The 22222-nt window shown below is 74.0% G+C and carries 19 protein-coding genes, 1 pseudogene and 1 riboswitch; of the genes and pseudogenes, 13 read left to right on the top strand and 7 right to left on the bottom strand.

Features of this window, described 5'->3' with window-relative positions; translation table 11 throughout:
• Nucleotides 1-11 precede the first annotated feature (11 nt).
• Entirely contained in the window at nucleotides 12-197 is a 186-nt protein-coding gene (locus OG332_RS38495; protein ID WP_327417776.1) for a hypothetical protein, read from the bottom strand.
• 303 nt (nucleotides 198-500) lie between these two features.
• A riboswitch (cobalamin riboswitch) is annotated at nucleotides 501-727 on the top strand.
• 370 nt (nucleotides 728-1097) lie between these two features.
• On the opposite strand from OG332_RS38495, the gene OG332_RS38490 reads away from it, so the two are divergent.
• From OG332_RS38490 to OG332_RS38480, 3 genes are read left to right on the top strand one after another with little or no spacing between them, the layout of a single operon-like run.
• Nucleotides 1098-2087 (top strand): ABC transporter substrate-binding protein, encoded by a 990-nt coding sequence (locus tag OG332_RS38490; protein WP_327417775.1) that lies wholly within the window; start codon nucleotides 1098-1100, stop codon nucleotides 2085-2087.
• Between the two features lie 23 nt (nucleotides 2088-2110).
• Complete coding sequence (locus OG332_RS38485) at nucleotides 2111-3205, top strand: FecCD family ABC transporter permease (protein ID WP_442816402.1); 1095 nt, start codon at nucleotides 2111-2113, stop codon at nucleotides 3203-3205.
• Nucleotides 3175-4050 carry an ABC transporter ATP-binding protein gene (locus tag OG332_RS38480; RefSeq protein WP_327419502.1) on the top strand — a complete coding sequence of 292 codons (876 nt, stop codon included), beginning with the start codon at nucleotides 3175-3177 and terminating at the stop codon, nucleotides 4048-4050. The genes OG332_RS38485 and OG332_RS38480 overlap by 31 nt, the downstream gene beginning before the upstream one ends.
• Before the next feature lie 10 nt (nucleotides 4051-4060).
• Here the strand turns inward: OG332_RS38480 and OG332_RS38475 are convergent.
• A pseudogene (locus tag OG332_RS38475) lies at nucleotides 4061-4789 on the bottom strand (hypothetical protein).
• 143 nt (nucleotides 4790-4932) lie between these two features.
• Here OG332_RS38475 and OG332_RS38470 point away from each other — a divergent pair.
• From OG332_RS38470 to OG332_RS38445, 6 genes are all read left to right on the top strand, one after another.
• The gene (locus tag OG332_RS38470; RefSeq protein WP_327417774.1) at nucleotides 4933-5163 is read left to right on the top strand and encodes a hypothetical protein; all 231 of its coding nucleotides are present in this window, start codon (nucleotides 4933-4935) and stop codon (nucleotides 5161-5163) included.
• Nucleotides 5164-5216: 53 nt separating this feature from the next.
• Entirely contained in the window at nucleotides 5217-7472 is a 2256-nt protein-coding gene (locus OG332_RS38465; RefSeq protein WP_442816401.1) for a heavy metal translocating P-type ATPase, read from the top strand.
• Complete coding sequence (locus OG332_RS38460; RefSeq protein ID WP_327417772.1) at nucleotides 7469-7993, top strand: copper chaperone PCu(A)C; 525 nt, start codon at nucleotides 7469-7471, stop codon at nucleotides 7991-7993. The genes OG332_RS38465 and OG332_RS38460 overlap by 4 nt, the downstream gene beginning before the upstream one ends.
• Nucleotides 7994-8147: 154 nt before the next feature.
• Nucleotides 8148-8783: a metal ABC transporter ATP-binding protein gene (locus tag OG332_RS38455; RefSeq protein WP_327417771.1), complete on the top strand. Its 636-nt coding sequence runs from the start codon at nucleotides 8148-8150 to the stop codon at nucleotides 8781-8783.
• Nucleotides 8780-9646, top strand: coding sequence for a metal ABC transporter permease (locus tag OG332_RS38450; RefSeq protein WP_327417770.1), 867 nt, complete (start codon nucleotides 8780-8782; stop codon nucleotides 9644-9646). Before OG332_RS38455 ends, OG332_RS38450 begins: the two co-directional genes overlap by 4 nt.
• Nucleotides 9604-10431 carry a metal ABC transporter solute-binding protein, Zn/Mn family gene (locus OG332_RS38445; protein ID WP_327417769.1) on the top strand — a complete coding sequence of 276 codons (828 nt, stop codon included), beginning with the start codon at nucleotides 9604-9606 and terminating at the stop codon, nucleotides 10429-10431. The genes OG332_RS38450 and OG332_RS38445 overlap by 43 nt, the downstream gene beginning before the upstream one ends.
• A gap of 111 nt (nucleotides 10432-10542) precedes the next feature.
• Here the strand turns inward: OG332_RS38445 and OG332_RS38440 are convergent, their stop codons facing one another.
• Both OG332_RS38440 and OG332_RS38435 read right to left on the bottom strand, forming a co-directional pair.
• Nucleotides 10543-12303 carry a class I adenylate-forming enzyme family protein gene (locus tag OG332_RS38440; RefSeq protein ID WP_327417768.1) on the bottom strand — a complete coding sequence of 587 codons (1761 nt, stop codon included), beginning with the start codon at nucleotides 12301-12303 and terminating at the stop codon, nucleotides 10543-10545.
• Nucleotides 12300-14087: a CoA transferase gene (locus OG332_RS38435; RefSeq protein WP_327417767.1), complete on the bottom strand. Its 1788-nt coding sequence runs from the start codon at nucleotides 14085-14087 to the stop codon at nucleotides 12300-12302. Before OG332_RS38435 ends, OG332_RS38440 begins: the two co-directional genes overlap by 4 nt.
• Nucleotides 14088-14230: 143 nt before the next feature.
• On the opposite strand from OG332_RS38435, the gene OG332_RS38430 reads away from it, so the two are divergent.
• The gene (locus OG332_RS38430; RefSeq protein WP_327417766.1) at nucleotides 14231-15427 is read left to right on the top strand and encodes an acyl-CoA dehydrogenase family protein; all 1197 of its coding nucleotides are present in this window, start codon (nucleotides 14231-14233) and stop codon (nucleotides 15425-15427) included.
• Here the strand turns inward: OG332_RS38430 and OG332_RS38425 are convergent.
• On the bottom strand, nucleotides 15414-16454 hold the full coding sequence (locus OG332_RS38425; protein ID WP_327417765.1) for a sugar ABC transporter permease: 1041 nt from the start codon (nucleotides 16452-16454) through the stop codon (nucleotides 15414-15416). The two genes, OG332_RS38430 and OG332_RS38425, sit on opposite strands and share 14 nt — an antisense overlap.
• Nucleotides 16455-16513: 59 nt before the next feature.
• Complete coding sequence (locus OG332_RS38420) at nucleotides 16514-17692, bottom strand: MFS transporter (RefSeq protein WP_442816273.1); 1179 nt, start codon at nucleotides 17690-17692, stop codon at nucleotides 16514-16516.
• A gap of 231 nt (nucleotides 17693-17923) precedes the next feature.
• On the opposite strand from OG332_RS38420, the gene OG332_RS38415 reads away from it, so the two are divergent.
• The 3 genes from OG332_RS38415 (at nucleotide 17924) to OG332_RS38405 (ending at nucleotide 20812) form a co-directional block, all read left to right on the top strand.
• Nucleotides 17924-18718: a hypothetical protein gene (locus tag OG332_RS38415; RefSeq protein WP_327417764.1), complete on the top strand. Its 795-nt coding sequence runs from the start codon at nucleotides 17924-17926 to the stop codon at nucleotides 18716-18718.
• Between the two features lie 151 nt (nucleotides 18719-18869).
• A complete protein-coding gene (locus tag OG332_RS38410; protein ID WP_327417763.1) occupies nucleotides 18870-19583 on the top strand; it encodes a sigma-70 family RNA polymerase sigma factor in 714 nt (237 codons plus the stop codon).
• A 134-nt stretch (nucleotides 19584-19717) separates the two neighbouring features.
• The gene (locus OG332_RS38405) at nucleotides 19718-20812 is read left to right on the top strand and encodes a PI-PLC domain-containing protein (protein WP_327417762.1); all 1095 of its coding nucleotides are present in this window, start codon (nucleotides 19718-19720) and stop codon (nucleotides 20810-20812) included.
• Between the two features lie 79 nt (nucleotides 20813-20891).
• Here the strand turns inward: OG332_RS38405 and OG332_RS38400 are convergent, their stop codons facing one another.
• Complete coding sequence (locus OG332_RS38400; protein ID WP_327417761.1) at nucleotides 20892-22091, bottom strand: S8 family peptidase; 1200 nt, start codon at nucleotides 22089-22091, stop codon at nucleotides 20892-20894.
• Nucleotides 22092-22222: the final 131 nt, after the last annotated feature.

Here is a 22222-nt window from a genome sequence, read left to right as displayed (position 1 = left end):
CTGCGTCCTCCCTACTCCTCGGAGAGCACGCCGGTCTCCGACCGGTCCACCTCCTGAACTCCGGCCGGGGTTGCAGGCGGGGGTCCGGCGGTGCGGTGCCGGAACAACGAGACGACCCAGCCGCAGAGGGCGAGGAAGAGGGCGGCGCCGAGGCTGCCGAGGAATTCGGGCAGCGAAGCGCGAAGCAGGTCGTACATGGAGGTGTCCGGGCACGCCGCGGGGCCTCGGTGCGTGCCCGTCCTCTTTCCGTACGACGTGGGCGAAGTGGTCCGGACCGTCCCCCGAGACCACGGGACGTGAAAGCCCGCGCACCCCTCGGCCAGGACGGCGGGCCGGTCGAGAGGTGTGCGGTGGGTCCGAACACGCGTGAGGAGTATGCCCTTTGAGAGGGCGGGCTGGAGGCGGAGTTGCGGCTTCCGGCCTGGTTGCGGTAGGGCGTCCCGCCCCCGGTCGGCCCGGGGCGTGCGAGGGCGGCCTGACCGGGGGTGCCGGCCTCGCGGGTAGGCTGTGAGCGCAGCTGGTTCGCCCCCGTCAGCCGGACGGGGTGCGTCGCAAGAGGGAACCCGGTGGGAATCCGGGACTGCCCCGCAGCGGTGAGTGGGAACGACCGCCGTCATACGCACTGGGACCGGAACCGGTCCTGGGAAGCGACGGCCAGTAGGAGCCCGCCGGGAGACCGGCAGGCGCGCCCGCGAGTCCGAAGACCTGCCACTGCCCGCATGACGAAGCGTCGTGCGGGGTCCCGAGGCACGCCTGCCCGGGGCCTTTCTGCCGCGACTCGCGAAGGAGAGTTGACGTGGCCGACCAGACCGTCACCACCGCTGGGTGCGTTGAGCACGACACCGGCTTCCCCGACGTCCCCGTCGACGTCGACGTCCCGGGGCCGATCCCCTCGTAGGCGCGGGGCCGCCTGCCCGCCCCGTGAAACGCCCCGCCCCCAGGCGCCGTGACCGGCCGTACGGGGACGTCGCCTTGCCGTCCCCGCGAGCCGCAGCGCGATTCACCCCGCCCGGCCCCGTGCGCCCGTGTGCTCCTGCGCCCTGCGCCCCGACAGGGCGTGAAGAACATCCGATCCATCCGCGGTGAGAGGACCACCCATGCCCCGCAACCACCCGAGAGCCGTGCTGTCCGCACTCGCCGTCGCCCTGCTGGCATCCGGCTGCGCAGGCGGCACCACGCCCTTTGCCACACCCTCGCCGGGCACGACCGCCGAGGGCTTTCCGGTCACGGTCACCAACTGCGGCGTGACGAGCACCTATCAGCGCCCGCCGCAGCGCGCGGTATCCCTGAACCAGCACGCGACCGAGGTGATGCTGGCGCTCGGCCTGGAGAAGTCGATGGTGGGGACGGGCTATCTCGACGACAGGATCCTCCCCGAGTACCAGGCCGCCTACGACAGCGTGAAGGTCCTCTCCAAGGAGTACCCGTCCTTCGAGGCACTCCTGGAGGCCGAGCCCGACTTCGTCTACGGCGGGTGGACCTCCACCTTCGACGAGAAGGAGGGACGCAGCCGGGCCGCCTTCACCAAGGCCGGGATCAACACCCGCCTCAACACCGAGGAGTGCCCCACCGGCCCGGTGGACGTGGCCGCCGTGGACGAGGAGATCCGCACGGTCGCCAAGATCTTCGGTGTTCCCGAGCGGGCCGAGGAGCGGTTGGGGCAGCTGCACGCCACCCTCGGCAAGGTCGAGACCGGGCTCACCGGCGCCGCCCCGGTCAAGCTCTTCGTGTACGACAGCGGCGACAAGACGGCCTTCACCGCGGGCGGCAAGGGCATCGGCAACGAGATGATCCGGCGGGCCGGCGGGGTGAACCTCTTCGCCGACCTGGACAAGGCCTTCGGCGACGTCTCGTTCGAGCAGGTGGCGCAGCGGGCTCCCGAGGCCATCGTCATCTACGACTACGGCGACCGGTCCGTCGAGGACAAGAAGAAGTTCCTGCTCGCCCATCCGGCGCTGAAGGACGTGCCCGCGATCAAGAACCAGCGGTTCGCGGTCCTGCCGCTGTCTTCCACCGTGGTCGGTGTGCGGGTGCCGTCGGCCGTCGAGTCGCTGGCGCGTCAGCTCCACCCGGGCCTCGTCCGGTGACCGGGGCGAAGGCCTCGACACCCGTGGGGGCGGGCCCTCGCGAGGAGGTCCGGCCCGGCCTTCGCGAGGAAGACCGGCCCGACCCCGCGCGGCGCCCCGGGATCCCGTACGCCGTGGTGCTGGCCCTCCTGGGCGTGCTGGTGGTCGGCGCCGCCACCGCCGGCATCGCGGCCGGCTCGATCAGCGTCCCGGCCGACCAGGTGTGGGGCATCCTGCTGCACCGCGTGCACCCGTCCCTCGCCGAGCCGACGTGGACCCCGGTGCGCGAGACGATCGTCATGGACGTCCGCCTGCCCCGGGTACTGCTGGCCGGGGTGGTCGGCGCGGGCCTGTCGGTGGCCGGAATGGCGCTGCAGGCGCTGGTCCGCAATCCGCTGGCCGATCCGATGCTGCTGGGCGTGTCCTCGGGCGCGTCGGTCGGCGCGGTGCTCATCCTGGTCCTGAACCTGACGGTGTTCGGGCTGTTCACCCTGCCGGTGGCCGCGTTCTGCGGGGCCCTGGCCGCCTTGGTCGCCGTCTACTTCCTGGCCCGCTCCGGCGGGCGGATGACGACGGTGCGGCTGGTCCTGGCGGGTGTGGCCACGGCCGAGGTGCTGTCGGCGCTGGCCAGCTTCCTGATCGTCACCTCGAACGACCCGCACAAGACCCAGTCCGCACTGCGCTGGATGCTCGGCGGACTGGCCGGCACCACCTGGACGACGGTGTGGATCCCGGTGGGCGCGGTCCTGCTCGGGACGGCCGTCCTCCTCGGCGTCTGCCGTCCGCTCAACCTCCTGCTGGCCGGGGAGGAGGCCGCCGCGGCCCTCGGTCTGGACGTGCACCGGTTCCGCGGCGCCCTGTTCACGCTGGTGGCCCTGATGATCGGCACGATCGTCGCGGTGAGCGGGCAGATCGGCTTCGTCGGGCTGATCATGCCGCACGTGGTGCGGCTGCTCGTGGGCGCCGACCACCGTCGCGCGCTGCCCGCCGCGGTCCTCCTGGGGGCGGCGTTCCTGATCTCGGCCGATCTGGCCGCGCGCACGCTCATGAGCCCGGAAGAGGTACCCGTGGGCATCCTCACCGCCCTCGTCGGCGGCCCCTTCTTCCTCTGGCTGATGCGACGGAAGGCTGCCCGGTGACCAACCGACCGACCGGAGAGCCCGGTTCCCTCCGCGCCGAGGACGTCAGCGTCCTGGTGAACGGCAAGGCGCTGGTCCACCAGGCGTCCCTGCACGTGGCGCCCGGCGAGGTCGTGGGCCTGGTCGGCCCCAACGGCGCCGGCAAGTCCACCCTGCTGCGCACCTTCTACCGGGCGGTGCGGCCCACGTCGGGCCGGGTCCTCCTCGACGGCGAGGACGTCTGGCGCATGCCGGGCAAACGTCTCGCCCAACGCCTCGCGGCCGTACTGCAGGAGACGTCCGGGGACTTCGAACTGACCGTGTACGACGTGGTGGCGATGGGCCGCACCCCGCACAAACGGGCCTTCGCGGGCGATGACGCGGACGATCGCGGCATCATCACCCGGTCCCTGGCGGAGCTGCGCGTCGAGTCCCTCGCGCACGCGCCGTTCGACCGGCTGTCCGGCGGGGAGAAGCAGCGGGTCCTGATCGCCCGCGCGCTCGCCCAGCGCACGGGGACCATGGTGCTGGACGAACCGACCAATCACTTGGACCTGCGTCACCAGCTGGACGCACTGCGGCTCGTGCGGCGGCTCGGCGTCACCGCCGTCGTCGCGCTGCACGACCTGAACCTCGCCGCGGCGTTCTGCGACCGGATCTGTGTCATGACGGGCGGCCGCGTCGTCGCCACCGGGGAGCCTGCGGAGGTGCTGACGGCGCCGCTGCTGTCCGAGGTGTACGAGGTCGAGGCCGAGGTCATCGAGCATCCGCGCACCGGGGTGCCGTTCGTCAGCGTCCTGCCCGGCTACGAAGGGCCGGCCGACGGGGCGCCGGACGGGGGAGGGCCGGCCGTTCGCCGGGACTGACCGGACGCCATCACGCGACCCTCGCGGCAGTGCGGGCGACGGGGTGCAGGGCCGCGTACTCCAGCTCCAGCGGCTTGGACGGGGCGATCGAGACGTCGAGCCGCGCCGGAGCCGAGCCCGCCCGCCCGCCCGCACCAGGAGGTCACCGACGGCCGCGATCACCGCCCCGTTGTGCGACGAGCGTCCGCACTCCGTACTTCCCGCAGGCGGCCAGGGCCTCGCGGGTGAGCACGTCTGCGACGGCCTCCTGGAGGGAGGCGGCGCCGTCGGCCCGCGGGATCTCCTCGCCGCGCGTGCGGTGCTGCTCGGCCCAGCGCGCGGCGGCGGTGTTCGGCCCGGGGAAGGAGAGGGCGTACGGGGCGCCTCCGGGACGCGTGAGCGGGCGGGGGAACGCCACCGCGCAACGGTTGTCGCCGCGGGCGGCCCGGTCGATGGCCGGCCCGCCCGGACAGGGCAGGCCGCAGGCCGGGGTCTTGGCATCGGCCGGCCCGACCCGCAACGCACCCGAGAGGCCCGGTCCGGTGGTGACCGCGACGGCGTCGATGTCGGAGATCCGCGGCCCGGCCCGGTCCAGGGCCTCCCGTACGACGGGGTGGAAGGCGTGGAGGCGGACGCGGGCGGCGATCTGCGGCACCACCCCGCCGAACCGTGCGTGTTCGTCCGTGCCCGACGCCACCACGGGCGCGGGCAGCCGCCCGTCGGCCACGATCCCGGCACCGGTCTCGTCATACGACGACAGAGGACGACAGAGGGGGGGTTCGACGCGAACGGGTGCCGGCGGGAACTCGCACCGCACCACGCACGACTACCTCTCCGGCGGCTCCCGCACGGATGACCGCGACGGGCGCAGCGCCGTACACGTACCCAGGATCTGGAGAGCCGATGACCGGAAGGCAACCCGAGACCCGCAACCACCCCGCCTGGCCGCGCTGGGCGCCGCCGCCGGCCCTGGCCGGCTTCGTCGTGCTCCTGGCGGCCGTGTTCGCCCTCTCCTACGGGGTGGGATCGGCCGCCGGGCCGGTCGCTCCCGGCCTGCACCGGACCGGCACCGATGCGGGATCCGGCGGCGGTATGGGTGGCATGGGCGGTACGCATCCGGGGAGCGGGAGGTGACCGCGGACGCCGTGGGCGCCACCCTGGCCACGACCGATCTGACCGTCGGCGGTATGACGTGCGCGGCCTGCGTGAACCGGGTGGAGAAGCGGCTGGCCCGGCTCGACGGGGTGACCGCGACGGTCAACCTCGCCACCGGGAAGGCGCGGGTGAGCCATCCGCCGGCCGTGACCGTCCAGGACCTGGTCGCGGCGGTGGAGCGCGCCGGTTACACCGCCGAGCCGCCCCCGGCGCCCGCACCGCGTGAGGAGTCCCCGCCCGGGGAGCCGCCCGCTGACGGCGAAAGCGAAGGCGAACGCCTGGAGCGCGAACGGCTGTTGATCACCGTGCTGCTCTGCGTCCCGGTCCTCGTGCTGTCGATGGTGCCCGCCCTGCAGTTCCGCAACTGGCAGTGGCTGTGCCTCACTCTCGCCGCTCCGGTCGTCGTGTGGAGTGCCCTGCCCTTCCACCTGCGGGCGATACGCGGGCTGCGGCATTCGGCGGCCACCATGGACACCCTGGTCTCCCTCGGAGTCGTCGCCTCGTTCTCCTGGTCCCTGTACGCGCTGTTCCTCGGCGGCGCCGGCGATCCGGACATGCGGATGCCGTTCACATTCCTCCCCTCGGCGGGAGGGGAGGTCGCGCACGTCTACCTGGAAGCCGCCGTCGGAGTTCCGCTGTTCGTCCTGGCCGGCCGCCATCTGGAGGCGCGGGCCCGGCGCGGCACGGGCGCGGCCCTGCGCTCACTGGCCGGGCTCGCCGTCAAGGACGTGACCGTACGGGAGGACGGCGCGGAGCGGCGGATCCCGGTGGAACAGCTGCGGGTGGGGCAGGAGTTCCTCGTGCGACCCGGCGAACGGGTCGCCACCGACGGTGTGGTGGTCGCCGGCAGCTCCGCCCTGGACCTGTCCCTCGTGACCGGTGAGAGCGATCCTGTGGAGGTGGGGCCCGGCCGCAAGGTGGTGGGCGCCGCCGTCAACGCCGGCGGACTGCTCCTCGTACGGGCCACCGCGGTCGGCGCGGACACCCAGCTCGCCCGGATCACCCGCATGGTCACCGATGCCCAGGCGGGCAAGGCGCGGGCCCAGCGGCTGGCCGACCGCGTGGCGGGGGTCTTCGTGCCGGTGATCCTGGCCCTGGCGGTCACGGTGCTCGGCTTCTGGCTCGGTGCCGGGGCGGATCCGCAGGCGGCCGTGACCGCGGCGGTGGCGATCCTGGTCGTCGCCTGTCCGTGCGCGCTGGGGCTGGCGACCCCGACCGCGCTGCTGGCCGCGACCGGCCGGGGCGCGCAGCTGGGCGTGCTGGTCAGCGGTCCGCAGGCGCTGGAGGCACTGCGGCACGTGGACACCGTGATCCTGGACAAGACGGGCACGCTCACCACCGGACACATGAGCGTCGTCCACGTCACCGCGGTCAGCGGCGGCATCGGGCGCGAGACGGTCCTGCGCCTGGCCGGGGCCGTGGAACAAGGCTCGGAGCATCCGCTGGGCCGCGCCCTCGCCGCGTACGCGCAGCGCGCACTGGCCGGGGGCACGCTGCCCCCGGTCACGGATTTCCTGGCCACTGCCGGGGCGGGCGTCACCGGGTTCGTGGAGGGGCGGCGCGTCGACGTGCTCTCCCCCGACGACGGCCTGCCGAAGTCGCTGGCGCAGGCGCTGGCCGAGGCGGAAGCGTCCGTACTCACGCCCGTCCTGGTCCGGGTGGACGGCTTCGACGAGGCCCTGATCGCCCTCGGGGACGTCCTGCGGCCCGGGAGCTACCGGGCCGTGGACCGGCTGCGCCGACTGGGAGTGGAACCGGTGCTGGCCACCGGTGACCGGGATGCCACGGCTCGTGCGGTCGCCGCGCAGCTCGGCATCTCCGCGGTCCATGCCCGCTGCACTCCGGAGGGGAAGGCCGAACTGGTGACCCGCCTGAAGGAGGAGGGACGCCGGGTGGCGCTGATCGGCGACGGTGTGAACGACGCCGCCGCCCTGGCCCGCGCCGATCTCGGCATCGCCATGGGCAGCGGTACGGACGTGGCGATCGGAGCGGCCGACGTGACGCTGGTGCGCGGTGACATCGAGGCGGTGGCGGACGCCGTGCGGCTGGCCCGTCGCACCCTGGGGACGATCCGCGCCAACCTCGTCTGGGCGTTCGGCTACAACGCGGTCACCGTGCCGCTCGCCGCGGTCGGCTGGCTCAACCCGATGGTCGCCGCGGCCGCGATGTCCGCCAGCTCGCTGCTGGTGGTCGGCAACAGCCTGCGCCTGCGGGCCTGGCAGCCCTCGCCGAAGCTCCACGGCGGCGTGGCGACAACCCGTCCCGGCCGAAAGGACTTCCAGCGATGAACGGTCCCCTCTTCCCCACGTCTTCGGCCGAGGCGGGGCCCGGCAGCCGCCGGCTCCGCGAGGGGCTGGTCTCCGTGCTCGCACCGGTGACCGCCTGTCTCACGGCCCTGGTCGGGCTGACCGCGTGGACCACGGCGGGAGCGGCGGGCACTCCGGCCCGCATCGAGGTCGGCATAGGACGGGTCTTCCTGCCGTACGCCGACAAGGAGCGCACCGCCGCGTTCTTCCGGATCACGAACACGGGTGGGTCCGGCGACCAGTTGGTCTCCGTGACCTCCCCCGTCGTGGAGGCGGTGATGCTGAGCCGGCACGAGAGTGCCGCGGGCGCGGATTCCATGAGCATGGTCCCCTCGGCGGAGATCCCCGCCGGCTCGACGCTGCAGATGACCCCGAGCACACTGGACGTGATGATGACGGTCAAGGGCCGCTGGCACGTGGGTGATGCCGTGCCCTTCGTCCTGCACTTCCGCAACAGCGGGCCGGTCCAGGCCGTGGCCTTCGTCGTGCGGCCCGGCAGCTGAAGCGCCCTCCGTCGCCGATCTCTTCCCCTCTCGTGCGATCTCGTCCGATCTTTCCGTCTTCGGGAACCCGGAGCCCACGCCGTCCGACTACTGCGGCGTAAGGGGCGGACACTGCGGCGGAGTCATCCTGCTGCGGAGGATCGAGGGACGAGTGATGGGCGGGCTGGACGTCCACATGCGCGAGGTGGCCTGCCGGCACGGCCGGGTGGAGGCCGTCGCCGAGGTGGATCTGGAGATCGCGGCCGGTGAGCGGGTGGCCCTGACCGGAACGAACGGTTCGGGCAAGACCACGCTGCTGCGTGCCGTGCTCGGCCTCCACCGGCAGGTGTCGGGCTCGATCACGGTCGGCGGACGCGGCACCGGTTCGGCCGCGGAGTGGGCGTGGCGGCGCCGGGCCTGCGCCTGGATACCGCAGAAGCCGGCCGCCGGGCGCTTCCCGCTGCTCGGCGGCGAACTGCTGGCGAGCAGCGGCGCACCGGGGGACGCGGCCGAGGCCGCGGACCGGCTCGGCGTGGGCCCGCTGACCGGGCGGCCGCTGCACACCCTCTCCGGAGGCCAGTTGCAGCGCATGTACCTGGCCCGGGCGATCGGCTGTGTCGCCGCCGGGGCACAGGTGCTCCTGGCCGACGAGCCCACCGCCGCGCTCGACTTCGACGGCCAGGAGGAAGCGGCGGACGTCCTCACCTCCCTGCCGGTGACCCTCGTCGTGGTGACGCACGACCGCGCGCTGGCGGAGCGCTGCGACCGGGTGCTGGAGATGGCCGCGGGCCGGCTGCGGGAGGTCCGGTGACACTCGCCACCGCCGACCTGGGCGAACTCCTGCAGCTCCTGCCCGTGCAACGGGCGGGCATCGCGCTGCTGCTGGCCGCGGTCGGGCTGCCCGTGATCGGGGTGGTCATCGTCGGGCTCGACATCATGCCGGTGCGGTTCGCCATGATGCACGTCGCGTTGCTCGGGATCGCGGTCGGCCTGCTCACCGGGCTCGACCCCATGCTGTGCGCGCTGGCGGCCTGCGCGCTGGCAGGCGCGGGCGTCGCCCCGCTCGCCCGTACCCCGGACGGGCTGTCCGGGGCCATGGGGCTGCTGATGAGCCTCGCCATCGCGGCGGCCCTCCTCCTGCTCGCCGTGTCGGGCGTCAACGCCTCCGGCGCGTTCGCCCTGCTCTGGGGCTCGATCCTGTCGGTGGGCACCGCCGATCTCGTCGTCCTCGGGGTGCTCGCCGTCGTCGTTCCCGGACTGTTCTGGTGGCGGCGCCGCGAGATCGGCCTGCTCCTCTACGACCGCGAGCTCGCGCAGTGCTCCGGAGTCCCCGTGCGGGCGCTGACGGCGGCCCTCCTGGTGCTCGTCGCCATCGCCGTCGCCGGGGCGATCAAGCTCACCGGCGCCCTGCTCGTCGACGCGCTGACCCTGCTTCCCGCGCTCGCGGCCCGCCGCCTCGGCAGTTCGCTGCGGTCGATCACCCTGTGGGCGGTCGGCATCGGCGTCGTCGTCAACCTGACGGGGTTCCTGCTGGCCCTGTGGCTGGACTGGCCGCCCGGCCCGGTCCTCGTCCTGACGGCGGGGGCGCTCGTCCTCGCCGTGCACTTCATACCCGAACGGAGAATCAGCTCATGGCGCGCACCGGCGTCCGTATCTCTTCCTGCCTCGCACTGAGCGCGGCAGTCCTCCTCACGGCCGGTTGCGGAGGCGACGGCGACACCGGTACCGGCGCCGCCGCTGACGGCCCGGCGAAGGCCGGCGCCCCGGCCGGGAAGGACAAGCCCGTCGTGGTCGTGACCACCACCTGGGAGGGCGCGTTCGCCAAGGCCGCGGGGGCCGAGGACGTCAAGGTCATCGTCCCGCAGTCCGTGCACCACGCCCCCGACTACGACCCGAAGCCCTCGGACCTCGCCGCCGTCGCCAAGGCCGATTTCGTGCTCTACGCACCGTTCGAGCCGTACGCCGCGAAGATCAAGGAGGCCGCCGGCTCCAAGGCGAAGCTGGTCGAGGTGAACCTCGACAACGACCCCGACAAGGTCAGGGCCGAGGTCGACAAACTGGGCGCCCTCTTCGGCACGGCGGACGCCGCCACGCAGTGGAAGACCGGCTTCGACACCGAGTACGCCAAGCTGAACAAGGACGTCCAGGCGGCCTGGCCCGGCGGCAAGAGCCCCTCCGTCGTCGCCCAGGTCTTCACCGCCTGGGCCGCGAAGCTCTCGGGCGCCATCCCCGTGGGCACGTTCGGGCCCGAGGCCGTCACCCCGGCGCAGCTCGCCGAGCTCTCCGCGAAGAGGCCGGCGCTCGTCCTGGACAACGCCCACATGTCCACCGGCACGGTCCTGCCCGACTCCGGCGCCAAGCAGGTCAAGATCGTCAACTATCCGGGCGAGGACCTCGACCTGCTGCCGGTCTACCGCAACGCGGCAGCCGAGCTGAAGAAGGCCATGGGCGTCTCGTGACCGCGTGCCGCGAGGCGTAGCGACGACGGGAGGGCACGCGCTGGGGGCGTGCCCTCCCGTTCTTGCCGGGGCGGGGTCCGGCCGGCGCGGCGTCGGCCGGGCCCCGCCCTCTCATCCGGCCTGGGCGAGCGGGACGCTGCCGGTCCCCAGCTGGGGGACGCTGCCGGTCCCCAGCTGGGGGACGCTGCCGGCTCCCAGCTGCGGGACGCCGCCGGTCTCCGCCTGCGGGCGGATGTCGGTCAGGCGCGCGCGCAGGGCGCCCCGGTCTGGCTTGCCCGCCGGGGTCAGCGGGAGTTCGGCGACGACCAGGAGCCGCTCGGGGAACTTGCGCTGCTCGAGCCCGCACTCCGTGAGGTGCGCGCAGAGCTCCTCCAGGGAAGGCACGTGCGCCGTGCGGGGCACGACACAGGCCGCCAGCCGCTCCCCCATCACCGCGTCCGGAACCCCCACGCACACCACGTCCCGCACCAGCGGGTGGAAGGCCAGACGGCGTTCGACCTCGGCGGGGCTGATGTTGGCGCCGCCGCGGATGACGATGTCCTTGAGCCGTCCGACGATGTGGAGGGTGCCCGCCTCATCGAGGAAGCCGAGGTCTCCGGTACGGACCCAGCCGTCGGGGGTGCGGTAGCGGGCGTCGAGGTCCGGGGAGGCGACGTAGCACAGCGGGGTCATCGGGCCGCGCGCGATGATCTCCCCGACACTGCCGTCCGGCAGCGGCTCGTGCGTTTCGGTGTCGGCGATCCGGATGTCGGCGACCCGGGGGTCGGGGCGCCCGGCCACGACCCCCTGGCCGTCGGCGGGCGGGGTGTCGTTGCCCAGTCCGGTGTGGCAGTTGACGCCGTCGGCCGAGCCGTAGAGGTTGACGACCGGGCAGCCGAACGCGCGGGCGGCGTCCTTGGCCGTGCGCTCGTCGAGCGCGGATCCGCCCAGGACGAGGGCGGTGGGGGCGGGTAGCGCGCCGTCGTCGCCTTCGAGCCGGTCCAGCATCATCCGGACCATCGTGGGCACGCCGAGGATGTGCGTGGGCGCGTGCTCCCGCACCGCCGCGAGGGCGGCTTCCGGGTTGAACTGGTCGAGGAGGACCAGCGTGCCGCCGTGGCGGGCCAGGGTGACGGCCGTGCCGTTGGAGCCGAAGGCGGAGGCCAGCGGCACCAGGAACAGGCAGCGCGGCGCGGTCCCGTCGGGCATCAGGGAGGCGAGGAAGTTCCCGCGGCCGCCGGCGAGGGCGTTGTGCGAGTACGCGACCATCTTCGGCTCGGCCTCGGAGCCGGAGGAGACCAGGATGCGGGCCGCGCTGTCCGGGGCGGGCCGGGCCGGTACGAAGGCGCTCGCGTCGGAGCGCAGCAGGGCGGAGAAGGCGACCGTCCCCTCGGGGGCCGTCCCGGGCCCGGCCGCGATCACGTGCCGGAGTGCGGGCAGGGCCGGTGCCAGTGTGTGCAGGTCGGCGGCGTGCCGGCTGCCTCGGTGGTCGATCGCGGCGATGACGGCGACGGCCTCGGCGCGGCGCAGCAGGCATTCCGCTTCCAGGCTGCCGCGGCCGACGGGGAAGGGCAGGGCCACCGTGCCGAGGGCGGCCAGGGCCAGGTCGGCGATGACGGCGTTCCGGTGGTTGGGGAGCTGGACGCCGACCACGTCGCCCGGTCGTATGCCGAGGTCGTGCAGGCCGGTGGCCAGAGCCCGCACCTTGCGGTCCAGTGCGGTGTAACAGAGTGGGCCCTTGGCGTCGATGACGGCGGTGGCGTGCAGGTCGGCGATCTGCCGGGCCCGGAAGAGGCTGTAGAGGTCGAGATCGGGGCAGGTGCCGTCGACCACCCAGGAACGGCGGAGGTCGGCGGGCAGCAGGTCGCGCAGTACGAGCCTGTTGGCGGTCATGCGAAGCTCCAGGGGTCGGGAACGGCAGGGGCGCCGTGCGCGTCGCGGCTGATCGAGCCGGTGAAGCGCCGGTCGTGGTGCAGGTCGGCCAGTTCGGTGGTGACGGCGGTGGCCGTCAGGCCGTGCTCCCGCAGCTGCTTGAGGGCGTCCGCGGTGGCCAGTTCGCGCAGGTCGTACGCTCCCGCGGCGGCGGCGCCCTCGTCAGTCGGGGCGATCCAGCCGTCGGCCGTGGGCAGGGGGCGCCGGAATCCGGCCGGTCGCCGGGGGGCCTCGCCCCGGACCGCGCGGCGCAGGGCGGGTGCGGTCAGCGTGTCGGCGGCGCCGAGCAGGGAGGAGTCCACACGTACGCCGTGGCCGGTGCGTTCGCGCAGCAGGAGTCCGGCGAGGACCGCCTCGGTGCCGTGCAGTCCGCCGAGGACGTCGAGCAGGGTCATCAGCGAGGGGGCCGGGGCCTCGTCCTGGGGGCGGACGGCCTCGCCGACCGCGGTGCGGGCCTGGACCATGAAGTCGGTGCCCATGGGGGCGTCGTCGAGCCGGTCGGCCCAGCCGCTGGTGTACGCGTAGACGAGTGCGGGATTCACCGCCGCGAGGTCGTCGTGGTCCAGGCCGAGTTCGGCGGCCTTGCCCGGGGCCCAGTTGTGGAGGAAGACGTCGGCCTCCGCGGCCATCTCGCGCAGCCTGCGCCGGTCTCCGTCCGCCTTGATGTCGATCTCCACGGCCTGCTTGCCCCGGTTGAGGGCGAGCCAGCGCGCGGAGATCCCGGAGCAGGCGGGCGGCATGCCGCGCAGCGGGTCCCCGCCCGGCGGCTCGATCCGGATCACCTCGGCGCCGAGCAGGCCCAACAGGTCTGCGGCGAGCGGGGCCTGGATGCGGCGGCCGGCTTCCAGCACGGTCAGTCCGGCCAGCGGCCGGCCGGTGCAGGGCCCGTCGCCCCGGCCGGCCGCGGTCCTCGGACGACCGGCTTCCGGCCCGAGGAGCCGGAGCGCCCACGGAGCGGCGCCGTCGTCCTCCAAGGCCCTTTCCGCGAGGGTGCGCAGGACGCACACCTCGGCGCCGGAGAGTGCGGCAGCCCTACGGATGCCCGTCATGGGGATGGTCCGGGTGACTTCGTGGAGGGCCGGCGGGAACGGCGCGCAGGCGGTGGCGTACCGGAACTGGAAGGGCCGCCAGCCTGCCCGGATCGCATCGGCGGGCGCCTCCAGGGCCCGCCAGAAGGCGGCCCAGGCACCCGGGTCGAGGGTCTCCAGCTCGAAGAGGACTCCCTCGGCGGAGCGGAAGGGCGGGCCTCCGGCGGCGAGTTCGGAGGCTTCGCCCTCGTCGGCTCCGGCTGCGGCGAGGTGCTGGGACACCGTCAGCAGGCCCGCCCGGTCCGCGCGGGTGGTGACCTGGGCGGCCGCCCCGCCACGGGCCTGGCCTATCAGGCCGGCGAGCAGCCCCTGCACGGTCAGGACGGCGGTGGCCGTGGCCGCGTAGTCGGCGGCCAGTCCGCGCGGGGCGCCGTCCCTGCGGCCGTGCACCGCCATGATGCCGGTGGCGGCCTGGACGGTCGCCTCGTCGACGAGCCCGCTCGCGGGATCCGCCCACGTGGCGGCCGCCCGCGCCGGTGCGAAGCCGCCGCCGGTGAGCGTGATGCGGTCCGGCGGGGCCTGGCGGGGGTGGCCCCCGGTCGCGCCGAGCATGCGCAGGTGGTCGGCGACGACATCCGTGATCTGCGGGGGCCCCGAGGTGTCGAAGCGCAGTGTGTCGAGCGGCCGGACCGTCTGCGTGGTGGCTGGTGACGCCATGCCTCTCCTCTCCCGGCGCGGCGGTGGCCGTCGCCCGGTTCGTGCGGTACGCGGGAACCGGGGGGCGTTCGCACCCGACCAGTTCCACGTACAGGCAGTCGGACAACCGTTCCCACGAGTTCCCGGGAATGAGGAGGAAAACAGTGATAGATCCAGGCACGGCCACCCAACACGAGCTCCAGGGAGCCGAGTTGAAAGCCCGGGTCGGCGCGTTCGTCCGCAGCCGGGTGATCCCCCGGGAGGGCGTGCTGGACGCGGGCGGCCCGGCGGCGGCCGCAGCGCTCACCGAGCTGAGGGGGCAGGCCCGGCAAGAGGGGCTCTGGGCGCTCCCGCTCCCGGCCGAACTGGGCGGCGGCGGACTGTCCTTCGCCGCCTACGCCGCGCTGGCCGAGGCCGAGGGTGCCAGTGACCACGGGCCCGCCGCGCTCGGCTCCGCTCCCCTGCTCGACGTCACCATGCTGGCCCGCCACGGCACGCCCCGGGTCCGCGAGGAATACCTGGAACGGCTGGTCGCCGGGGAGATGCGTACCTGCTACGCGATGACCGAGCCGGACGTGCCGGGCACCGACCCGTTCTCGACCTCCACCGGAGCCGAGCGCCTGGCGGACGGCAGTTGGTGCGTCAGCGGCCGCAAGTGGTTCACCTCCGGCGCCGCGGGCGCCGACCTGGTGACCGTCCTGGCCCGCACCGGCGGAGCCGCCGGGGACCGCGAGGGGCTCTCCCTGTTCCTGGTGCCCACCGCCTCCCCCGGCTTCCGCGTGGTGCGCGAGCTCCCCGTGCTCGGTGCGGCAGGTCAGTACGAGATCGAACTCGACCGGGTCCGCGTGCCCGCCGACCACCTCCTCGGCGAGCCCGGCCATGCCCTCGCCCTCGCGGGTGAGCGGCTGCTGCTGGGCCGTACGCTGCGCTGTCTGCGCTGGCTGGGCCAGGCCCAGCGCGCCTTCGACCTCATGTGTGAACGGGCCGCCACGCGCAGCGGGTCCCGCGGGCCCCTCGCCGACCACCAGCTGGTCCAGCAGCACGTCTTCGACGCCCTGCTCGCGCTGCGCACCACCCGTCCCCTCGTCCACGAGGCGGTGGGCCTGATCGCGGCCGGGCAGGAGGCGCGTACGGAGGTGGGGCTGGCCAAGGTCGCCGCCGCCCGCATGCTCCAACAGGTCACGGACTCGGCCATCCAGGTCCACGGCGCGGCCGGGCTCGGTCCGGACACCCCCCTGCCCGGACTCTTCCGTACGGGCCGCGCCGCCCGCATCCTCGACGGTCCCGACGAGCTCCACATCACCTCCGTGGCCCGCCGGATCCTGCGCGACCACGGTGCGGGGACCGCTACGCGCGGGTGATGTCGACGAGGCCGTCGAGCGCGGCCAGCCCGAGGGCCAGGAAGAAGTCGCCCCAGATCAGCTCGTGCCGGACCGCCAGCCCCTTCGGGGCGTCGTAACAGCCGTCCAGCAGCATCCCCGGCGGGCGGCCGGAGCACGCGCCCGTCAGGTGGGCCTGCGCCAGGCGGTTCAGGATGGCCACGGCCCGGTACGAACACGCCTCCGCCCGGGGGCCGGCGACCCGCGCGAGCTTCAGCAGGGCCACCGCGGTGATCGCGGCGGCCGACGTGTCCAGGGGGCCGCCGGGCCGGGAGGCGCCGGCCGGCGGTACCAGCCGTCCGGACAGCACCTCCCCTTGCGACAGCAGCTGTTCGGCCGCCTCGTCGAGCCGGGCGCAGTCACCGCCCACGGTGTCGGGCCGGGTCAGGGCGTCGGCGACGGCCAGGAGCAGCCAGGCCTGCCCCCGGCTCCAGCCCGGCGCGGGTTCGTCGCAGCGCTGCCATCCGGCGCCCTCGTCGAACAGCCGGGCGGGCCACAGCCACGGGCGCCGCTCCCCGCCCGCGCCGAGGCAGAGGTCGAGGTGCCGGTGGAGGTGGCCGGCCGCGGCGGCCGCGCCCTCCGCCCCGGCGCCCGCCAGCAGGGGCACCATGCCCGGTACGCCGTCCACGCGGGCCAGCAGGCGGGGGCCGCCCAGCGCGTCGCCCCAGGGCACCAGGCCGAGTTCGGGATCGTAGGCCGACAGGCAGGCCCGGGCGGCTCGTTCCCGCAGCCGGGCGGCTTCGGCATCGGCTCCGGCGAGCGAGGTCCCGTACCAGAAGATCAGACCCCGGGTGGCGGTGTCGGCGTCCGCCCACGGCGCGAGCCGGGCGGTGCACGCGGCGGCGGCCCGGCGGTCGGCGTCGGTACCGGTGCAGCGGGCGCGCAGCCACAGCAGCCCCGCCCAGAAGCCGCCGGTCCACGAACCACGGCCGGTGGTCGTCCATCGCCCGTCGTCGGGCTCCGCGTGGAGCGGAAAGCGCTCGCCGACCTGGGCCTCGGTCACGCTCACGCGCCCGATGACGGCTGCGAGGGCGTTTTCGGCCCAATCCGTGCGTGCCGTCGAGCTGTTCACGAGGTGGCCTTCCGCCGGTCCCGCGCGGCCCAGGCGAAGGCGACGGCTCCCGCCGCCGCGAACTCCACGGCGACCAGCAGCCACCCGTAGCCGTACCGGCCGCTTCCGGCCAGCAGGCCGAACAGGGGCGGCCCCAGGGCGAATCCACTGAAGAACCCGGCCGCGACGAGCGCCGAGTCCTGCCCGGCCCGGCCCGGAGCGGCCCGCTGCATGACCAGCACCATGGAAACGGCGTTCCCGGAAACGGCGAACACCCCGACGGCGACCGCCCCGACCCACACCAGCGGGCCCGCGAAGAGCGCGGCGCCCAGGAACAGAGCCGCCCCGAGCGCGCCGCAGGCGAGCCATCCCGGCAGCCACTCGGCCCGCCCCGGCCGGGCCGCCTTCGACCAGCCGATCCGGCCGGCGATCCCGGCGACACCCAGTACGGCGACGAGGGCGCCGGCCTCCGTCGGCCCCATCCCCAGGCGCTGCGCCCCGAAAAGGGCCAGGTAGGTGTTGACCGAGGCGATTGCGGCCCCGAGGAACAACGAGAAGGCCGCCAGCCAGGCGACCATCCCGCGGGGAACGAGCGAGCCGCTCGGTCCGGCCGGGGGCGGCGAAGGATCGTCGGGCAACACCCGCAGGGCCCACCCCCCGGCGAGCAGGGCCGCGCCGGCCGCCGTCCACACCGCGCCCCGCCAGCCGATCCCGCCCGCCAGCACCACGAGGGGCAGTCCGGCCACGAACGCGCCCCACTGGACGCCGGACTGCTTGAGCCCCGTCACCGCACCCCGCCGGGCCGGCGGAACGACCCGCCTGATCGCCTTGTTGGTGGCGGGGTTGGCCAGCGCCTGCGGTACGCCGCCCAGTGCGACGGCGCCCAGCAGCGCACCGGCACCGGGCGCGGCGCCGATCAGAGCGAGCGCCGCGGCCGACACCAGCAGCAGGACGACCAGCGAGCGGCGCGGGCCGATCCGGTCCACGATCCGGCCGCCGGCCGGGGACAGCAGGGCGGCCGTCCCGAAGCCGAGCGTCGTCGTGAGGCCGAGGACCGCGGGCGGCACACCCAGTTCGTCGACCAGCCGCGGGCTCAGGGCGCCGAGCAGGAACAGCTGCAGCATCGAGAACGCCATGGCGCACGTGAGCAGCGCCGTCAGCCGGTGTTCCGCGGCCTCGTCCGTACGCGTCCGCACGGCCCCGGGTTCCTCCACCGCCACTGATGGCTCCCTTCCCCACGCTGCGCGCACTTCGATCCGACCGGCCATGCAGTCGGCCGGCGAGGGCCTCCGGTTCCCTCGTCCCTCTGTGTTCCGGCTCACAATGAACTGGCGCTCAAGGCGCAGCCGGGCCGGCCCCCAGAACTTGTCCAGAAGTGCGCACCCTTCTTCGAACACCCGGAAGCTGGTGCGAGGATGAGCCCCGCCATGAACCCGGGCCGATGTTCACGAGTCGTACGGGCTGCGATGTTCGCAGCCCTCTGCGTGCTGCTCGCGGCCACCGGCCACATCCTCATGTCGGGCACGGCGGTGCCCTGGTGGGCGTTGTCCGCCGCGTTCGCCGGCACGGCGGGAGCGGCCTGGTCCTTCGCCGGCCGAGAGCGCGGGCTGCTCGCCGTCACCGGCGCGGCCGTCAGCGTCCAGGCCGCGCTCCACACGGGCTTCTCCCTGGCCCAGTCCCTGGTCCGCCCCTCCCTGCCCACCGGGACCTCGTTCGCCCGCCAGTGGGCCGAGTACCTGACCTGCGGAGACGGGGCAACCGCCGCTGTCTCCCCGCGCGAGGCACTGCAGGTGGTCAACGAGGCCGGGGTCGGCGGGCTGGTCTTCCGGCCGCCGCCCGGCACCGCGCTCTCCGATGCCGCCGTTCACGGTCACCACGCCGTGCACGAGATGGCCGGCGCCGTGTCCGCCGGGGCTGCGATGCCGGGCGACGGCCACGACATGGGCGGCATGTCGCCGACCGCGATGCTCACCGCCCACCTGGTGGCCGCGGTGGTGTGCGGCCTGTGGCTGGCCTACGGAGAGCGAGCCGCCTTCCGCATCCTGCGCGCCGTCGCCGGATGGCTCTGGACGCCGCTGCGCCTGCTGCTCCGCCCGGCCGCGACTGCGCACCCGCCGCGCGTCCTCGTACGCCGTGCGCGCCGGCGCCACGCGCTGCGCCGGCTGCTCCTCGTCCACGCCATCACCTCACGGGGTCCCCCGAGGGGAGCCGCTGTCCTCTGACAGCCGGCTCCCCGAGTACGCATCGGCATCCGCGTTCGCGCACGCCCCTCGCGCCTCGGGCATCGGCCCTGCCCTCCGGCAGGCCGTACACCCCTCACCGGCCCCGCCCCCGCGCGGTGCCGGACACCCCTTCCCCGAAGGACCCGTGGCGATGACTCCTGCCCTGCCCACCCAGCACTGTCCCACCGGCGAACGGCCGGACCGGCAGACCGCCGACGCGACGGTGACCCGACTGGCCCTGGACGCCCGCGGCGGCGACCCCGCGAAGGCCGACCGCTTCGTCCGTGCGCTGCACCGCGACGTCTGGCGCTACGTCGCCTACCTCAGCGCCGACACCCAGGCCGCCGACGACCTCACGCAGGACGTGTTCCTCCGGGCCCTCGCCGCCCTCCCCCGCTTCGAAGGCCGCTCCTCGGCGCGCACCTGGCTGCTGTCCATCGCCCGCCGCACCGTCGTCGACAGCCTCCGCCACGCCGCCGCCCGGCCCCGGCTCTCGGACCGCCACGACTGGCAGACCGCCGCCGAGCAGACCCAGCCGTGCGACGTCCCCGGCTTCGACGAGGGCGTCGCGCTGGCCGAACTCCTGGCCGCGATCCCGTCCGAACGCCGGGACGCCTTCGTCCTCACCCAGCTCCTGGGCCTGCCGTACGCCGATGCGGCCGAGGCCATCGGCTGCCCCATCGGCACCGTCCGCTCCCGCGTGGCCCGCGCCCGCACCTGCCTCATCGAACTGCTGACGGACACCACGCCGTCCGCACCCGTACGGGAGCATCCGCTCGCGGGCCGGGGACACCGGTTCGCCGTGCCGGCCGCACCGACCGCGCCGGCCGTGCGGAAGGCTGCGCTCGCCCCGTCACCCGCCTGATCCGACAGCGGCGCACGGGAGAGCTCGGTGTCACCGCAGCCCTCCCGTGGCCCCCACGGGAGCGGCGGGCCCCGCGCCGACGGCGCGCGTACGAGGGCTCCGCAATCGACGGCGGGCGCGCTACCCTCCACCGCATGATTGACATGGGCATGTTAAGAACCTGGGTGCGCGGGCGCCTTCGCCGGCGTACCGGCCGGCACGCCTTCGTCGGCCTCCTCCTGCTGGCCCTGCTCGGCACGGCGACCGCCGCGGCCGCCTCGCCCCCCGGCCCGCACCCCTCCGCCTCCGCCGCCCCCTCCGCCGTCACCGTGCCGGCGGGCACGAGCGCGGCCGGCGCCGCGGCCGCCCGCTGGGGTGACCGTCGACTCGACGAGACCGCCTTCCTGACCACCCACAACGCGTTCACCAACTACGAGGACTCCCGCTGGAGTTCGGTGAATCAGGCCGAGTCGGTACGTGCCCAGCTCGACAACGGGGTCCGCGGCCTGAGCCTGGACACGCACTGGTACGAGCGCAGCACCTGGCTGTGCGTCATCAGCTTCGGCAGCGACTGCTACCCGAGCGACGTGTACCTGTGCCACGGCGACTGCAAGACCTTCGCCGGCGCCACGTACGCCCTCCCCCGGCAGTCCTTCCACGGCACGATGCAGACCGTGGTGGACTTCCTCGCCGCCCATCCGCAGGAGGTGGTGACGGTCTTCCTCGAGGACTACGTCAGCGCCGAGCAGCTGCAACAGTCCCTGGGCAGGGTCAGGGGGCTGCCCAACATGGTGTTCCGGCCCGACGAGTGGGGCGTACGCCAGCACGGCTGGCCGAAGGTGGCGGACCTCGTCACCGCCGGCAAGCGGCTGCTGATCTTCTCCGACCGCTCCGACCGCGAGCACCTGGGCGTCATGTACGACAAGTCCTGGACCGTGAGCAACTACTGGAGCCTCGGCGACCTGGGCAACGACCTCGCCTGCGTCAGCCGCTGGTCCGACGTGCCGCTGGACCGTCAGGAGCCGGGATTCCGCCGCCTGTTCACCATGAGCCACCACCGCAACGTGCCCACCGTCATGACGGCGGCCCTGGACAACGGCACCAAGCTGAGGAACCGCATCGCCGGCCAGTGCCGGACGGCCACCGGAGGCCGTGATCCGAACTTCGTCTCCGTCGACTTCCACCGCCTGTCCGACGGAAGCGGCCACACCCCCGCTTCGATCGTCGCGGAGCTCAACGCGGGCCCCTGAGGCGCACCGCCCGCACGCCGAAGCGGCCCTCCACGGTGTGGAGGGCCGCTCCCGGTAGCGGCGTTGACGCACTACCGCACTACGGCGTCACCTTCAGCAGCTTGTTCGCGGTGCCGGAGGACGGGTTCTTGATGGCCCCCTTCGTCGCGGCCCCCGTCAGCGCGGCGGCCGTGTCGGCGGGCGTCGCCGACGGGTGGGCCGCCAGGTAGAGCGCGGCGGCGCCCGCCACGTGCGGGGCGGCCATCGACGTCCCGGAGATCGTCTTGACGGCGGTGTCGCTGTCCTTCCAGGCCGACGTGATCTCCGAGCCGGGCGCATACAGGTCCACCACCGAGCCGAAGTTCGAGAAGTCCGACTGCTGGTCGCCCTCGGTGCTGGACGCGACCGTGAGGGCCTCGGGCACCCGGGAGGGCGAGCCCTGGCCGGCGTCGGAGGACTCGTTTCCGGCCGCCACGGAGAAGGTCACACCGGAGGCGACGGCCCGCTTGACGGCCGCGTCCAGCGCCTCGTCCGCGCCGCCGCCGAGGCTCATGTTGGCCACCGACGGCCCGGAGTGGTTCTTCGTCACCCAGTCGATGCCCGCCACGACCTGCTCGGTGGTGCCGGACCCGTTGTCGTCCAGCACCCGCACCGCGACGACCTTGGCCTTCTTGGCGACGCCGTGCGAGGTGCCGGCGATGGTGCCCGCCACGTGGGTGCCGTGGCCGTTGCCGTCGTCAGCGGTGTCGTCGTTGTCGATCGCGTCGAAACCGTGACCGGCCCGACCGCCGAAGTCCTTGTGCGAAATCCTGACGCCCGTGTCGATGACGTACGCCGTCACCCCCTCGCCGCCGCCGTCCGGGTACGTGTACTTGTCGTCGCCGGCCGTGGCGGCCTGGTCGATCCGGTCCAGGCCCCAGGACGGGGGCTTCTCCTGCGTCTCGTTGATGTGGAAGCGCTTGTTCTGCACGACCGTGCCGACGGCCGGGTCCGCGGCGAGCCGCTTCGCCTCCTTCACCGTCATCCCGGATGCCGAGAAGCCGTTGACCTGGGAGCCGTAGGAGCGCTCCAGCTTGCCGCCGTACTTCTTGGCCAAGTCCTCCTTGTTCGCGGATGCGTCGAGGATGACGACGAAGCTGCCGTCCACGGCGTCTGCTACGCCGAGTCCGTGCACCGTCCCTTCGGCCGGTGTGGCCGCCCCGGCAAGGGGGCTCGCAAACAGGGCCGCAGCGGCCGCAGTTGCGGCACTCGCGGCTATGGCCGAGTTGCGAAGGGCTTTGGATCGCTTGTGAGTTGCCATGTAGAGGGTTCTCCTCGTGTTGACGTGTGGGGCGTCAAACCTTCTGGAGAACCCTGTTCCGATTGACAGGAGCAAATCAAGGGCGAACCAGGGGTAAGGGCTTCTTCAACAAGGTTTCTCAATGGCCCTCC

Source organism: Streptomyces sp. NBC_01233 (assembly GCF_035989305.1).
GTDB lineage: Bacteria > Actinomycetota > Actinomycetes > Streptomycetales > Streptomycetaceae > Streptomyces.
This window is presented reverse-complemented; position numbering and strand designations above follow the sequence as displayed.